Origin of the sequence: Pseudomonas sp. LAMO17WK12:I10 (genome assembly GCF_900215185.1) — a bacterium.
Classification (GTDB): domain Bacteria; phylum Pseudomonadota; class Gammaproteobacteria; order Pseudomonadales; family Pseudomonadaceae; genus Aquipseudomonas; species Aquipseudomonas chlororaphis.
Genome location: NZ_OBDX01000007.1, coordinates 19,027 through 33,498 on the forward strand (window position 1 = coordinate 19,027; position 14,472 = coordinate 33,498).

General features: G+C 63.6%; 13 protein-coding genes. 1 reads left to right on the top strand and 12 read right to left on the bottom strand.

What is annotated here, in order from left to right:
• Positions 1-64 precede the first annotated feature (64 nt).
• From CRO75_RS10120 to CRO75_RS10160, 9 genes are all read right to left on the bottom strand, one after another.
• The gene (locus CRO75_RS10120; protein ID WP_097135133.1) at positions 65-883 is read right to left on the bottom strand and encodes a phosphoglycolate phosphatase; all 819 of its coding nucleotides are present in this window, start codon (positions 881-883) and stop codon (positions 65-67) included.
• Positions 880-1,554: a ribulose-phosphate 3-epimerase gene (gene rpe / locus CRO75_RS10125; protein ID WP_007926156.1), complete on the bottom strand. Its 675-nt coding sequence runs from the start codon at positions 1,552-1,554 to the stop codon at positions 880-882. Before rpe ends, CRO75_RS10120 begins: the two co-directional genes overlap by 4 nt.
• A gap of 79 nt (positions 1,555-1,633) precedes the next feature.
• Positions 1,634-2,782: an iron-containing alcohol dehydrogenase gene (locus CRO75_RS10130; RefSeq protein WP_097135134.1), complete on the bottom strand. Its 1,149-nt coding sequence runs from the start codon at positions 2,780-2,782 to the stop codon at positions 1,634-1,636.
• 132 nt (positions 2,783-2,914) lie between these two features.
• Positions 2,915-3,739, bottom strand: a complete 825-nt coding sequence (locus CRO75_RS10135; protein WP_009045871.1) for an ABC transporter permease — start codon at positions 3,737-3,739, stop codon at positions 2,915-2,917.
• Positions 3,740-3,752: 13 nt separating this feature from the next.
• A complete protein-coding gene (locus CRO75_RS10140; RefSeq protein WP_097135135.1) occupies positions 3,753-5,000 on the bottom strand; it encodes an ABC transporter permease in 1,248 nt (415 codons plus the stop codon).
• A gap of 68 nt (positions 5,001-5,068) precedes the next feature.
• Positions 5,069-6,112, bottom strand: a complete 1,044-nt coding sequence (locus CRO75_RS10145; protein WP_009045873.1) for an ABC transporter substrate-binding protein — start codon at positions 6,110-6,112, stop codon at positions 5,069-5,071.
• A gap of 44 nt (positions 6,113-6,156) precedes the next feature.
• Entirely contained in the window at positions 6,157-7,281 is a 1,125-nt protein-coding gene (locus CRO75_RS10150; protein WP_007926151.1) for an ABC transporter ATP-binding protein, read from the bottom strand.
• A 349-nt stretch (positions 7,282-7,630) separates the two neighbouring features.
• Positions 7,631-8,260, bottom strand: a complete 630-nt coding sequence (locus CRO75_RS10155; protein ID WP_097135136.1) for a response regulator transcription factor — start codon at positions 8,258-8,260, stop codon at positions 7,631-7,633.
• A 55-nt stretch (positions 8,261-8,315) separates the two neighbouring features.
• Positions 8,316-10,709: a transporter substrate-binding domain-containing protein gene (locus tag CRO75_RS10160; RefSeq protein WP_097135137.1), complete on the bottom strand. Its 2,394-nt coding sequence runs from the start codon at positions 10,707-10,709 to the stop codon at positions 8,316-8,318.
• A 74-nt stretch (positions 10,710-10,783) separates the two neighbouring features.
• Between CRO75_RS10160 and CRO75_RS10165 the strand changes: the two genes are divergently transcribed.
• Positions 10,784-11,782: an alpha/beta hydrolase family protein gene (locus tag CRO75_RS10165; protein WP_097135138.1), complete on the top strand. Its 999-nt coding sequence runs from the start codon at positions 10,784-10,786 to the stop codon at positions 11,780-11,782.
• 105 nt (positions 11,783-11,887) lie between these two features.
• Here CRO75_RS10165 and CRO75_RS10170 read toward each other — a convergent pair whose 3' ends face one another.
• The 3 genes from CRO75_RS10170 to CRO75_RS10180 are packed head-to-tail and all read right to left on the bottom strand — an operon-like array spanning position 11,888 to position 14,350.
• Complete coding sequence (locus CRO75_RS10170) at positions 11,888-12,655, bottom strand: TerB family tellurite resistance protein (protein WP_097135139.1); 768 nt, start codon at positions 12,653-12,655, stop codon at positions 11,888-11,890.
• A gap of 1 nt (position 12,656) precedes the next feature.
• Entirely contained in the window at positions 12,657-13,328 is a 672-nt protein-coding gene (gene murU / locus CRO75_RS10175) for an N-acetylmuramate alpha-1-phosphate uridylyltransferase MurU (protein ID WP_097135140.1), read from the bottom strand.
• Positions 13,325-14,350 (bottom strand): phosphotransferase, encoded by a 1,026-nt coding sequence (locus tag CRO75_RS10180; protein ID WP_097135141.1) that lies wholly within the window; start codon positions 14,348-14,350, stop codon positions 13,325-13,327. Before CRO75_RS10180 ends, murU begins: the two co-directional genes overlap by 4 nt.
• Between the last annotated feature and the right edge of the window lie 122 nt (positions 14,351-14,472).

Below are 14,472 nucleotides of genomic sequence, written 5' to 3' on the forward strand. Positions count from 1 at the left end.
CCTCGTGGCTTGAGGTTCTAACAGTCAGGTATGCAAACGCGCCGGAAGACCGGCCAGGAACAAGTCAGGCGCGCCAACGCCAACGGGCCAGGGCCTTGATGACTTTCATCCAGAGTTTGCGAGTGACCACCACGATGGCGTTTCCAGGAGGGGATTGAACAGCGTCGGGCAACGTTATCTCAGCGGCCGGATCCAGGCAACCGGGAATTAGCTGGCGCAGATCGTCGATCACCAGGGCTGGCATTTCCTCGGCAATCGGCCGTCCGTGGTTGTAGCCATAGCTCAATGCCACGCACTTCACACCCGCGGCTTTTGCTGCCTGCACGTCGCTGCGCGAGTCACCGACGAACAACGATTGCGAGGCTGGGATACTGGCCATTTTCATGACGAAGAACAGCGCTGCCGGGTCGGGTTTCTTCTGCGGCAGGGTATCGCCACCGATGATCCAGCGGAAATAACGGCCGATCTTCATCTGATCCAGCAAGGGCGCGACGAAACGCTCCGGCTTGTTGGTGATCAGCGCCATTTCCACGCCCTGCTTGTGCAGCCATTTGAGGGTGTCGCGCACGCCGGGGTAGACCACGGTCAGTTCGTGGCCATCCTCATAGGCGCTGTTGAACAGCTCCAGCCCGCGCTCCGCCTCGACATCGTCGACGCCCTGCGCCGCGATGTCGTTGGCCAGGGCCCGGCGCACCAGCATCTGCACGCCGTTACCGACCCATTCGCGCACCGCCTCGATACCGGCCGGCGGGCGTCCCAGCTTGAGCAGCATGTCGTCCACGGCCGCCGCGAGGTCGGGAACCGAATCGACCAGGGTGCCGTCCAGGTCGAACATCACCAGCCGCGGCAGACGCCCCGGGAACAGCTGCTCGAAACCGCTCATGGACGGGCCAGCGCCAGTTCGGCGCGCATCTTCTCGATCACGTCCCGGTAGTTCGGCGCATTGAAGATCGCCGAGCCCGCGACGAAAGTATCGGCGCCCGCGGCAGCGATTTCGCGAATGTTGTGCACATTCACCCCGCCGTCGATTTCCAGGCGGATATCGCGACCGGAAGCATCGATCAGGGCACGGGCCTCACGCAGCTTGTCGAGGGTGCCCGGAATGAACTTCTGGCCGCCGAAACCCGGGTTGACGCTCATCAGCAGGACCATGTCGACCTTGTCCATGACGTACTTGAGCACGTCCAGCGGGGTGGCCGGGTTGAACACCAGGCCAGCCTTGCAGCCGCCTTCGCGGATCATCTGCAGGGAACGGTCGACGTGCAGCGTGGCTTCCGGGTGAAAGGTGATGTAAGTCGCACCGGCCTCGATGAAGTCGCCGATGATGCGATCCACCGGGCTCACCATCAGGTGGGCGTCGATCGGCGCGGTGATGCCGTACTTACGCAGGGCAGCGCAGACCATCGGACCGATGGTCAGGTTGGGCACGTAATGGTTGTCCATGACATCGAAGTGCACGATATCGGCGCCAGCGGCGAGAACATTGTCCACTTCCTCGCCCAGGCGGGCGAAATCGGCGGAGAGGATCGACGGAGCAATTGCGAAGGGCTGCATGACGCACCTTTTTGAGCAGAATCACGGTGGCGCGCATTGTATACCTCATGCTTTGGCGCGCGCACCGTGACCGCGATGATCAGTAAGCCGCGCGATAGATCTTCTCTATATCGCCCGGACTCAGTTTGCGCGGGTTGTTGCGCATCAAGCGCTCGATCCCCGCGGCCTCCACCGCCATGGACGGAATCGCCTCCTCCGGCACCCCGAAGCTGCGCAGCCCCGAGGGAATCTCCACCGCGGCGCAGAGCTGGGTCATGGCCTCGACCGCTTTGTCGGCCGCCTCGGCCGCGCTCAGATGAGCGGTCTTCACCCCCATGGCCTCGGCGATATCCTGCATGCGCTCGACACAGGCCATCTTGTTCCAGGTCATGACGTACGGCAGCAGCAAGGCATTGCTGACGCCATGGGCGATGTTGAAGCGCCCGCCCAGTGGATAAGCCAGCGCGTGCACCGCGCCGACCCCGGCGTTGCCGAAGGCCATGCCGGCCATCAGGCTGGCGGTGGCCATGTCTTCGCGGGCCTGCAGGTGGGCAGGATTGGCGTACGCCTTGGGCAGCGCCTGGGCGATCAGCTTGATGGCGCCAAGGGCCAGGGAGTCGGTGATGGGCGAAGCGTTGAGCGACAGGTAGGACTCGATGGCGTGCACCAGGGCATCGACACCACTGGCGGCAGTCACACTGCGCGGGCAGGTCAGGGTCATCTGCGGGCTGACCAGCGCCACATCCGGCAACAGATAGTCACTGACAATGCCCTTTTTCAGCTGCGCGACCTTGTCCGAGAGAATCGCCACATTGGTGACTTCGGAGCCGGTGCCCGCCGTGGTGGGAATGGCAATCAGCGGCGGCCCCTTGCGCGGCACCTGGTCGATCCCGAACAGATCCTCCAGTGCCCCGTGATAACCGGCGTAGGCCGCGACGCTTTTGGCGATATCGATGGCGCTGCCGCCGCCCAGGCCGATCAGCCCGTCGTGCCCGCCCTCACGGTAAACCTGCATGCAGTCTTCGACGATGGCGATTTCCGGGTCGGGCAGCACCCGGTCGAAAATCTCGTAGTCCCGCCCCCCCAGTTGCGCCAGCGCCAGCTCCACGGTACCGGACTTGACCAGCGCGGCATCAGTGACGATCAGCGGGTTATCGACATCCAGGCGGTTCAGTTCGGTGGACAGTTGCTCGATCGCGGCGGAGCCGGTGAGCAGTTTGTGGGCGATTTTGAAAGAGGAAAGACTCATGTGCGCGGCCTCTTATATAGGGGGGAGCTGGCACAAGAGTAGCTGGGGATTCGGTGTTGTCTGCTATTTGCGCGGTGAATGCCGCAACAGAGCGCTCCCACGGCCGGCGCGGGAGCGATCTGTCAGTGGCGATCAGACCGATGCGGTACGCAGTTTTTCGCTGCGGCCACGCAGCCACTCCAGGGTCAGCAGCAGAATCACCGAGAAGGCGATCAGCAGTGTCGCCGCGGCGGCGATGGTCGGGCTGAGGTTTTCGCGGATACCGCTGAACATCTGCCGGGGCAAGGTGGCTTGCTCGGGGCCGGCAAGAAACAGCGTGACCACCACTTCATCGAACGAAGTAGCAAAGGCGAACAGCGCGCCGCTGATCACCCCCGGCGCGATCAACGGCAGGGTCACCCGGCGGAACGCCGTCAGCGGCGAAGCGCCAAGGCTGGCCGCGGCCCGCACCAGGTTCTGGTTGAAGCCCTGCAAGGTGGCCGAGACCGTGATGATCACGAACGGCACGCCCAGCACGGCGTGGACAATGATCAGCGAGAAGAAGCTGTTACCCATGCCCAGGGGCGCGAAGAACAGGTAGCTGGCCACGCCGATGATCACCACCGGCACCACCATCGGCGAAATCACCAGCGCCATCACCAGCGCCTTGCCGGGGAAGTCGCCGCGGGTCAGGCCAATCGCCGCCAGCGTGCCGAAGACCATCGCCAGCACCGTGGCCGCCGGGGCGACGATGATGCTGTTCTTCAGGGCGCGCATCCATTCCGCCGAGCCGAAGAAGTCGTGATACCACTGCAGCGAGAAACCTTGCAGCGGGTACACCAGGAAGCTGCCCGAGTTGAACGACAGCGGAATGATCACCAGCACCGGCAGGATCAGGAACAACAGGATCACGCCGCAGAGAATCCGCAAGCTGTAGAACCAGACCCGCTCGACGGGCGACATGTAAGGGCTCAGCATTTCGATTCTCTCCTTAGCTCAGGCGCAGGCGACTGGCGCCCACCAGCCAGCTGTAAATCAGATACAGCACGATGGTCGCCAACAGCAGCAGGCCGCCCAGCGCGGTCGCCATGCCCCAGTTGATGCTGGTGTTGGTGTAGAAGGCGACGAAGTAGCTGACCATCTGGTCGTTCGGGCTGCCCAGCAGCGCCGGGGTGATGTAGTAGCCGATGGCGAGGATGAACACCAGCAGGCAACCGGCGCCGACGCCGGCATAGGTCTGCGGGAAATACACCCGCCAGAAGCTGGCGAACGGGTGACAGCCGAGGGAAATCGCCGCGCGCATATAGGTCGGCGAGATGCCTTTCATCACGCTGTAGATCGGCAGGATCATGAACGGCAGCAGGATGTGCACCATGGAGATGTAGACCCCGGTGCGGTTGAACACCAGCTCCAGCGGCTTGTCGATCACGCCCATGTCCATCAGCGCGCTGTTGATCAGGCCGCCCGATTGCAGCAGCACGATCCACGCCGCCACGCGCACCAGGATCGAAGTCCAGAACGGCAGCAGCACCAGAATCATCAGCAGGTTGCTCTGGCGCGCCGGCAGGTTGGCCAGCAGGTACGCCAGGGGATAAGCCAGCACCAGGCAGATGCCGGTAATCACCAGGCCCATCCAGAAAGTCCGGGCGAAGATATCCAGGTAGATGGCCTGGTCAGGGGTCGCCGGGGCGATCTCCCCCAGGTCGTCGATCCGATGGTCGACGGCAGCCAACAGGTAGAACGGCGTCAGGCTGCTGGTGTTGCGGCGTACCGCCTGCCAGTAGGCCGGGTCGCCCCAACGCTCGTCGATGGCCTCCAGCGCTTCTTTATAGGAAGCCGGTTCCTCCTTGAACGGCAGGGCCCGGGCGGTTTTGGTCAGCAGGCTGCGATAGCCGGCCAACTCCATGTTCAGTCGCTTGGACAGGTCGCCCAAGGTTTGCTGCTTGCGCGCTTCGGCCAGGTCCTCGCTCAGCGCCTTGTACACCGGCTCGGCCGGCAGGCCGCGTCCGTCCCAACCGGCCACGGCGACCACGGTGCGCGGCATGCCTTCGACCACTTCCGGGTTACCGACGCTCTTGTACAGCAGCGCGGCGATAGGCACGAGAAACACCAGCAGCAGGAACAGCACCAGCGGCGCGATCAACGCTTGCGCTTTCCAGCGGTTGACCCGCTCGGCACGCGCCAGGCGCTGCTTGAGGCTGGGGCTGGTGACCTCGTTCAGGGGAACGCTAATGGCCATGACGAACTCCGCAAATCTTTAAACGGTAACGGCGTCATCCGCGGGTGACGCCGCCCATGCATGACGCCTTACTTGGCCGCCCACGAGTTGAAACGCTGTTCCAGTTGCTCACCGTTGTCAGCCCAGAAGCTGACGTCGATCTGCACCTGGTTGGCGATGTTTTCCGGAGTGGTCGGCATGTCTTTCAGGATGTCCTTGGCCAGCAGCGGTACCGCCTGGGTGTTGGCCGGACCGTAGGCGATGTTTTCCGAGTAGGTCTTCTGCTGCTGCGGCTGCACCGAGAAGGCGATGAACTTCTTCGCCGCTTCCGCGCGGGTCTTGTCCAGGCCCTTCGGAATGGCCCAGGCGTCGAAGTCGTAGATACCGCCGTTCCACACGACCTTCAGGTTGCTTTCCTTCTGTACCGCGGCGATCCGGCCGTTGTAGGCCGAGCTCATGACCACGTCACCGGAAGCCAGGTACTGCGGCGGCTGGGCGCCGGCTTCCCACCACTGGATGCTCGGCTTGAGTTCATCGAGCTTCTTGAAGGCACGATCCTGGCCGTCCTTGCCGGCCAGCACCTTGTACACATCCTTGGGCGCGACGCCGTCGGCCATCAGGGCGAATTCCAGGGTGTACTTGGCGCCCTTGCGCAGGCCGCGCTTGCCCGGGAATTTCTTGGTGTCCCAGAAATCCGCCCAGCTGGTCGGCGCGGTCTTCAGCTTGTCGGCGTTATAGGCCAGGACGGTCGACCAGACGAAGAAACCCACTCCACAAGGCTGGATCGCGCCCTTGACGTAATCCTCGGGCTTGCCGAACAGCTCGGGGTCGAGCTGCTCGAACATGTCTTCGTCGCAACCGCGGGACAGTTCCGGCGACTCGACTTCCACCAGGTCCCAGGACACGCTCTTGGTGTCGACCATGGCTTTGACCTTGGCCATCTCACCGTTGTATTCGCCAGCGACGATCTTGCCGTTGCCCGCGGCTTCCCACGGGGCATAGAAAGCCTTGACCTGGGCCGCCTTGTTCGCCCCGCCAAAGGACACCACGGTCAGGTCCGGGCCCGCCGCCATCGCATGCGATGCGCCCATCAGGCCCAATGTCAAAGCGGTGAATTTCAGGGATCTCAACATTTATTGTTCTCTCCACGTGCAGGGTTGGTGAAGCAAGGGGGCGATCAATGCGCCTCTAGAAGTGGGTCGAGCGCGCGAACGTGCTCGACCTGCCAGCCAAGCGGAACCACATCGCCCACCGCCAGCTCCGGATCGAGCTCGGCAATCGGCTGTTTCACGAAGAAGTCGGTCTTGCCACAGACTTCCAGGCGAACCCGGACGTGGTCGCCCAGATAGATGAATTCCGCCACCCTCCCTGAGAAGCGGTTGACACAGCTCTCGCTGGAGCCGTTGAGGCTCACGCGCTCCGGACGAATCGACAGGGTCACCGGCTCGCCGGTCTTGCCGACGTTGACCGCCAGCGCCTCGACCTTCTCGCCGCGCCCCAGCTCGACCACGCAGCGGTCACCGCTGTGGCTGTGCAGGCGGCCATTGAGGCGGTTGTTCTCGCCGATGAAGTTGGCGACGAAGGTGTTCTTCGGCTCTTCGTAAAGGGTCCGAGGCGGGGCGATCTGCTGGATTTCGCCCTGGTGGAACACCGCGACCCGGTCGGACATGGTCAGGGCTTCGCCCTGGTCGTGGGTCACATAGACCACGGTCACGCCAAGGCGCTGGTGCAGGTGCTTGATTTCCATTTGCATGTGTTCGCGCAGTTGTTTGTCCAGCGCGCCGAGGGGTTCGTCCATCAGTACCAGCTGCGGCTCGAACACCAGCGCCCGGGCCAGGGCCACCCGCTGCTGCTGGCCACCGGACAGTTGCGCCGGATAACGCTGGGCGAAGGACTCGAGCTGGACCATGCTCAGCACGCGTTTGACCCGCTCGCTGATATCGGTCTTGCTCAGGCCGCGCACCGACAGCGGGAACGCCAGGTTCTCGGCCACGGTCATGTGCGGGAACAGCGCATAGTTCTGGAACACCATGCCGATATCGCGCTTGTGCGGCGGCACGTTGTTGATCGCCCGCCCGGCCAGCTGGATTTCCCCGGCGGTCGGGGTCTCGAAGCCGGCCAGCATCATCAGGCTGGTGGTCTTGCCGGAGCCGGATGGCCCGAGCAGGGTAAGGAACTCGCCTTTGCGAATGTCCAGGTTGAGGTCTTTGACGATCAGGTTTTCGCCGTCGTAGCTCTTTTGCACACCACGGAAACTGACCAGTACATCACTCGTCCCAGCGCTTGAATCGACCTCGCTCATACCCACACCTTTTGTTTTTTGACGGCTGTGGACTAAGCCTAGTGGAGGCCACAAGCCGCGCAAATCGGGGGGTATGAGAGATTGGCCTCAGCCGGATGGAAGGTTCCTTGTAGGAATCCCCCTACAAGGATGGCGCGATTGGACAAGTCCCGGCACACGCCTGATGGCGATCATGGCCATAAGCCGGTTTTCGTGTCGCAAATGGGTACGTGTAGCCGCTGCCGCAGGCTGCGATCGAGGGCGAAGCACTCGTGATCCAGGCAACGCGATTGAGCTGAAAATCCTCAGGGCCAGGTTTAGCGACAGCTGCGCTGTCGATCGCAGCCTGCGGCAGCGGCTACAGATCCATTCAGAGCAGCTTGTGCTCCATCGCGTACTTCACCAGCTCGGCCAGGGAGGTGATGTTGAGTTTCTGCATTAATCGCGCCTTGTGGGTGCTGATGGTCTTGCTGCTCAAGGCCAGCTGTTGGGCGATATCGTTGACGTTGGCGCCCTGGGCCAGCCGTTCGAACACGGAAAACTCGCGCTCCGATAGCAGGGAATGCAGGGGCCGGGTGTCCGTCAGGCCGACTTCGAAGACCATCCGGTCGGCCAGCTCCGGGTCGATGTAACGCCCGCCCGCCGCCACCTTGCGGATCGCCGTTAGCAGCAGCGCCGGGTCGCTGTCCTTGGTGGCATAACCGGCCGCCCCCACCTTCAGCGCCCGGGCCGCCATCTGCGCCTCGTCGTGCATCGACAGCACCAGGATCGCCGGCGGGTTGTTCAGCGCGCGGATCCGCGGGATCGCCTCCAGGCCGTTGACGTCAGGCATGGAAATATCCAACAGCACCACTTCGCAAGGCACGTGGCGCAGGGTTTCCAATAGCTGCTCGCCATTGCTCGCCTCCCCCACCACCGTCAGGTCCTTGGCCAGGCCAATCAACTGCTTGATGCCTTCGCGAACGATGGTGTGGTCTTCGGCTACCAGTACACGGATCACAGCTCGTACCTCTTCTTATTGGTAATGATCTCTGCAGCAGTGAATCTGCTCGCGCCTACAGGTCCAGCGGCACAGTCACGCTCAGGGTGGTGCCCTCGCCCAGCTGACTGTCCAGGGTCAGGCTACCGCCCATGATCAGCACCCGCTCGCGCATGCCCACCAGACCGAAGGACGTCGGCCGCCCGGCCTCGACCACGAAACCCTGGCCATCGTCGCTGATGGTCATGCACAGCTGGTCGTGTTCGAGGCTCAGGGTCAGTTCGACAGTATGCGCCTGTGCATGGCGCATCACGTTGGTCAGCGCCTCCTGGAGGATGCGGAACAGACCGATGGCCTTGGCGTCGCTGAGCAGCGGCAGATTGTCGGGCACCTGCACCAGGCAAGGAATCTGTGTGCGCGCCTCGAAACGCCGCGCCTGCCACTCGATGGCCGACGCGATCCCGGCATCGAGAATCGGCGGGCGCAAGGCCGTGGCCACATCGCGCACCAACTGGAACAGCTGGGCGATCAGGCGCTTCATGCTGTTCAGGCGTTCGTGCAGCCCCGGATCAAGCTGCGCGTAGGCCAGTTCGCACATCGAGGTCTCCAGCTTGAGCACCGTGAGCATCTGCCCCAACTCGTCATGCACTTCCCGGGCGATACGCGCCTTTTCCTCTTCGCGCACGCTTTCCAGGTGCGCCGACAGCTCGCGCAGTTGTTCGCGCGAACTGGCCAGCTCCAGTTCGATGCGCTTGCTTTCACTGATGTCCCAGACGATGCCGTCCCAGACATAGGCGCCGTCCTCGAGCTGGCGGGTGATGGCCTTGATTTCCGCCCAGCGCTGTTCGCCCTGGCGGGTCAGGATCCGCCCCTGCCAGGACCAGTCGCTGTCGGTGTCCAGGGCATGATCCTGGGTCTGGTGATAGCTGGCCCGATCCTCCGGGTGCACCAGGCTGCGCAGCCCTATGTCGCGGTGGCTGAGGGTCGCCGGGGAATAACCCACCAGGCTCTCGCTGCCTTCGCTGATGTAGGCGAAATCGATTTGCCCGGTCACCGGCGCGCGTTCCAGGCGGAACACCAGCCCCGGCACATTGGCGGCGATCCCCTGCAACCGCGCCTCGCTTTCCTGCAGGGCGGCCAGGGCGCGACGACGCTCGGTGACGTCTGTGAGGTAAACCACCAGGTACTCGCCATCGCGAAAACGCAGAAAGCTCAGCGACACATCGGCCGGCAGGATGCTGCCGTCGGCGCGGACACACTGGGTCTCGAAGCTGGGCGGCGCGTCCTCGCTGGCCCGGGCGCGCTTCCACAGGCCAAGCCAGCGGTCCATGTGCAGGTTGGGCTCGAAGTCGCTCAACGGCCGGTCGACCACCGCCCCCGGCGCATAGCCCAGCATGCTCTCGGCCGCGCGGTTGGCGTAGCGCACATGACTGTCCCAGTTGACCCAGAGAATGCCCACCGTGCTCTGGTCGATGGAGAACTGGGTCAGGCGCAAGGCTTCTTCACTGGCCTCGCGTCGGGCCAGGTCCTCGCGGGTGGTCAGCAGGCGCTGCTCGAGCGTCTGTTGCTGGCGGCGCTGCCAGATAACGATGGCCATGCTCGCCAACAGCAGCACGGCCAGCAGCAGGCTGAGGTTCTGCCAGAAACCGCGGGACTCGCTCAGCCGCGGATACTTGGGCTGCAGCCAGCGATTGTGCAGCTGCTCCAGGTCCTTGGCGGCGATACCGTGCAAGGCGCGCTGCACGATGTCCGCCAGCTCGGGCCAATCGCGCCGGGTCGCCACCCGCAGCAGTTGCGGCAATCCGATATCGCCCACCACCGCCAGGCCGGCGAACTCCGGCTCCGCCGACAAGCGACTGAGCTGCGCCTCATCGATCACCGCATAACGCGCCTGCTGGCTGAGCAGCAATTGCAGGGCCTGGCGCTCCAGGGGCACGCCCTGCAGATTGAGGTTGGAATAGGTCGCCCGCAGGTAGTCCGCCACCGCGCTGGGCATGCGCACCGCCACGCGGGTCTGGCTGTCGAGCTTTTCCAGCTCCACCGCGCCGGCGCCCTTCTGCTCGCCGACCACCAGTTGCGGCACGCGCATATAGGGATCGGAAAACTGCCAGAGCCGCAGGCCGGCCGGGGTCTGGCTCAGGCCCGGGGCCATATCCACTTCACCGGCGCGCACCGCCGCTTCCAGTTGCGCCTGATCGGCAAAGTTGCGCCAGCTCAGCTCGACCTTCATCGCCTGGGCCAACCACTGCATCAGTTCGATATTGGCGCCGGACAAGCGTTGCAGCCGTCGGTCGTACTGGGCGTAGGGAGCCTGGAGCACCACGCCGACCCGCAACTCCCGGTGCTGCTCCAGCCACTGCTGTTGTGCGGGGCTCCACTGCGCCTGGGCGATATGTGGCGCAGGCACCGCCCGGGCCATCAAGGGAAGGCAGATACAGCCGATAACCAACAGGCAGCGAAAACGCATCATCTGAAGTCTCACACACTGACAAATACTGACCAACCCATTAGGCTGCCGGGATTACTTCTGGCCTGGAATAACCGATGTCCCTTGTCCACCGCACGGCACTGCCCGCATTGTGCCTGTCGCTGATCCTGCCTTGTGCCTTTTCGGTCGAGGCCGCCGATCCGCAAGCCGCCTCGGCAGAACAGCCCGCCGCGGAAAAACCGGCCGAACGCCAGCCGCTCCTTGAGCGTAGCCAGGAAGATGCCGCAGCCCTCGAACGGGTCCTGCCATCCAGCGAACAACAGTCACTGCAAGCCGGCAGCGAGAGCTTTCTGGCCCTGTGGAAACCCGCCAATACCAGCGATCCCAAAGGCGCGGTGATTATCATCCCGGGCGCTGGCGAAACCGCCGACTGGCCTCAGGCAATCGGCCCTTTGCGCAACAGATTGCCGGATGCCGACTGGAGCAGCCTGAGCCTGACCCTGCCCGACCTGCAGAGCGATGCGGCGCAACCCCGCATCGTCGAGGCCGAACCTGCGCCCGCGACCGCCGACACTAGCAGCAAAGATGCCGCCACGGCAGCGCCCAAGCCAATCGAACAGGCCGCCGGCGGCGAAGCCGAGATCGCCGATCGCGTGGTGGTGGAGAGTAGCGAAGAACAGGCCAAGGCCGACGCCGAGCGGATTTTTGCCCGTATCGACGCCGCGGTGACCTACGCCCAGCAGCAGAACGCCCGCAGCATTGTGTTGCTGGGTCATGGCAGCGGCGCCTACTGGGCCACGCGCTACCTGAGCGAAAAACAGCCGCCGGAGATTCAAAAGCTGGTGCTGGTGGCTGCCCAGACCCCGCCCATCGGCAAACCCGGACTGGCGGAACTGACGCCGACCCTGAAGCTGGCGACCGCCGATTTTTTCTACAAGGACAACGCACAGGCTCGCAAGAACGCCCTGGAACGCCTGCAGGCGAGCAAGCGCCTGAAGAACGCCAACTTCACCCAGGTCTCGCTCAACGCCCTGCCGGGCAACAGCACGGCTGAAAACGAGCAGCTGTTCAGACGCGTACGCGGCTGGCTGAGCCCGCAACCCGCGCAAGACTGAATCCCGCGCGCCCGGTCCCGCTCCTGCTTTTGGCAAGGTACGGGGCCGGGCGCGGGGCATTTCCCTCTAGCGAATATCTCTAACGCATCCCTCTAACGAGTCTCTCTAACGAAAGTCTCGACGCTCGCGGATCAGTGCGTAAGCGCTGTGCAGCTCGCGGGTTTTCTCCGTGGCTTCACGCACCTGCAAGGGGCTTGCGCCGTTGCCGGCAATCTTGTCCGGGTGATGGCGACTGAGCAGGCGCCGGTAGGCGCGCTTGATCTGCGACGGCTCGCTGGTCGCCGAGACACCCAGCAGGCGCAACGCGTCCTGGTAAGTGCCACTGCTGTTGGCCAACGGCTTTTTACTTGGCTCATAGTCCGCCGCCAACGCCTGTACCTGCTGCACAGTCCAGCCCAGCCACTTGCCCCAAAGCTGGATCAGCTCGCGCTCGGAGGGGCTGGCCCGGCCATCGGCCCAGACCATCCGCCAGCAAGCGCGCAACACACCCTCGGCAGCATGGGGCTGCGTCGCCAGGCGCCGCAGGTAGCCTCGTAGCCGATCGTTACCCGACTTGCCCCGATTGAACGCGGCAATCGCTCGGCGCTGCGCGGCTTCGCTCATGTCCAGCGAACGCATTTCCAGACGCGCCTGCTGGATATGCCCATCGACCACCCGGCCATCGCTTTTCGCCAACCGCCCCAAGAGCACGAACAGCAGTTCATCGTTGCGCAACGCCGGTCGACCGCCCAGACGCTCACGCACCTGGGCCCAGCTATGCAATTGCAAACGCCGGTCCAGCGCCTGTCCCAGCAACGCTCCCAGCATGGCCCCCGGGATACTGGCTATGGCAAAGCCAGCCCCGGCTCCGATCAGAGTCCCTGGCCACAACATATCAACGACTCGCTTCTAACAAGGTTTCGACTTCCGCCAGACGCTCATGGGTGCCGACATCGACCCAGTGTCCCTGCAAACGCTCGCCGCTGACCTGTCCATCGGTCATGGCCTTGCGCAACAGGGGCGCCAGTTTGAACGCACCCGGTGTGCAGCCCTGGAACAGGTCCGGGTGCAACACCGCGATGCCGCTATAGGTCAGGGTCTGCGCGCCCGGCTCGGCGTCCCGCACCCGGGCATCGCTGAGGATGAAATCCCCGGCGGTGTGGTGAGCCGGGTTATCCACCAGCACCAGGTGCGCCAGCACGTCCAGCGGACGGTTCAACGAGCGGAAATCGTAATCGGTCCAGACATCGCCATTGACCACCACAAAGGGTTCGTCGCCCAGCAAGGGCAAGGCGCGGAAAATACCGCCGCCGGTTTCCAGCGGCTCGCCCTCTGGCGAATAGCGGATGCTCAAGCCAAAGCGCGAGCCATCGCCTAGGTGGTCCTCGATCTGCTGTCCCAGCCAGGCATGGTTGATGACAATTTCGGTAAAGCCCGCCCGGGCCAGTGCCCGCAGGTGGTACTCGATCAGCGGCACACCGGCGGCGCGGATCAATGGCTTGGGGGTGGTCAGGGTCAAGGGGCGCATCCGTTCGCCCTTGCCCGCGGCCAGAATCATTGCCTTCATACACAGGCTCCGACCGGTTGACGCAGGCTGGCCAACAGTTCGCCCAACTCCGCCAACTCCGGCCGACGAGCCAGGACGGCTTCTATATAAGCGAAGAAACGCGGCACGTCGCCCAGGTAACGGGGCTTGCCGTCGCGGTGGCAGATCCGCGCGAAGATCCCGATCACCTTGAGATGGCGCTGTACGCCCATCAGGTCGCTGGCGCGCAGGAAATCCTCGAAGTCTGGCTGTACCGCGATCCCCAGCCGGGACGCTTGCCGCCAGTAGTCTTCCAGCCAGTCGCGCACCCGTGCTTCGGGCCAGCTGAGAAAGGCATCCTTGAACAGGCAGGTGACGTCATAGGTCACCGGGCCATAGACCGCGTCCTGGAAATCCAGCACGCCCGGATTGGGTTCGCTGAGCATCAGGTTGCGCGGCATATAGTCACGATGCACCAGCACCTTGGGCTGGGCCAGGGCGCTTTCGATCAGCAGCTCGCTGACCCGCTGCCATTGGCCGCGCTGGCGCTCATTCAACTCGACGCCCAGCTCGCGCCCCACGTACCACTCGGGGAACAGTTCCAGCTCACGGCGCAGCAAAGCGACGTCATAACTGGGCAACGGCGCATCCATCGGCAACTGCTGGAAAGCCAGCAAGGTTTGCAGCGCATCCTTGAACAGAGCGTCGGCATTTTCGCCGTCGATCACGTCCAGATAGGTTTTGTTGCCCAGGTCATTGAGCAAAAGAAAGCCGCGCGGCAAATCTTCTGCATAAATTTTCGGCACATTGGTTGCGGACTTTGCCAATAAATGGGCGATATCCACGAAGGGTTTGCAGTTTTCCTGGGGCGGTGGAGCATCCATCACGACAAAGCTGCGGCCTTCGCCTTCCCAGCGAAAATACCGCCGGAAACTCGCGTCGCTGCTGGCCGCGGTCAATGTGGCCGGGGGCACGGGGCCCCAACCGTTGGAGGCATAAACAATCGACAACTGTTCATCGAGCCAAACTTTCAGGTGTTGCAAGCGTACATCTTGGTCAGGCATTGCAAGGGTCTCCGACGGCGCTAGCCGTCAAGCGGGTCATGCTTTATTATCCAGCATCTTTTTCAGACCATCGAGAGGCGTGCGGCCCACACCGCGGGCAGATGGCACGCAGGAAGCCCGGA

Excerpts from the sequence above, each read along its gene's own strand:
- CRO75_RS10145 (WP_009045873.1), bottom strand. The coding sequence starts at position 6,112 with ATGTTGAGATCCCTGAAATTCACCGCTTTGACATTGGGCCTGATGGGC.
- murU (WP_097135140.1), bottom strand. The coding sequence starts at position 13,328 with ATGAAGGCAATGATTCTGGCCGCGGGCAAGGGCGAACGGATGCGCCCC.
- CRO75_RS10150 (WP_007926151.1), bottom strand. The coding sequence starts at position 7,281 with ATGAGCGAGGTCGATTCAAGCGCTGGGACGAGTGATGTACTGGTCAGT.
- CRO75_RS10130 (WP_097135134.1), bottom strand. The coding sequence starts at position 2,782 with ATGAGTCTTTCCTCTTTCAAAATCGCCCACAAACTGCTCACCGGCTCC.
- CRO75_RS10165 (WP_097135138.1), top strand. The coding sequence starts at position 10,784 with ATGTCCCTTGTCCACCGCACGGCACTGCCCGCATTGTGCCTGTCGCTG.
- rpe (WP_007926156.1), bottom strand. The coding sequence starts at position 1,554 with ATGCAGCCCTTCGCAATTGCTCCGTCGATCCTCTCCGCCGATTTCGCC.
- CRO75_RS10170 (WP_097135139.1), bottom strand. The coding sequence starts at position 12,655 with ATGTTGTGGCCAGGGACTCTGATCGGAGCCGGGGCTGGCTTTGCCATA.
- CRO75_RS10140 (WP_097135135.1), bottom strand. The coding sequence starts at position 5,000 with ATGGCCATTAGCGTTCCCCTGAACGAGGTCACCAGCCCCAGCCTCAAG.
- CRO75_RS10135 (WP_009045871.1), bottom strand. The coding sequence starts at position 3,739 with ATGCTGAGCCCTTACATGTCGCCCGTCGAGCGGGTCTGGTTCTACAGC.
- CRO75_RS10120 (WP_097135133.1), bottom strand. The coding sequence starts at position 883 with ATGAGCGGTTTCGAGCAGCTGTTCCCGGGGCGTCTGCCGCGGCTGGTG.
- CRO75_RS10180 (WP_097135141.1), bottom strand. The coding sequence starts at position 14,350 with ATGCCTGACCAAGATGTACGCTTGCAACACCTGAAAGTTTGGCTCGAT.
- CRO75_RS10160 (WP_097135137.1), bottom strand. The coding sequence starts at position 10,709 with ATGATGCGTTTTCGCTGCCTGTTGGTTATCGGCTGTATCTGCCTTCCC.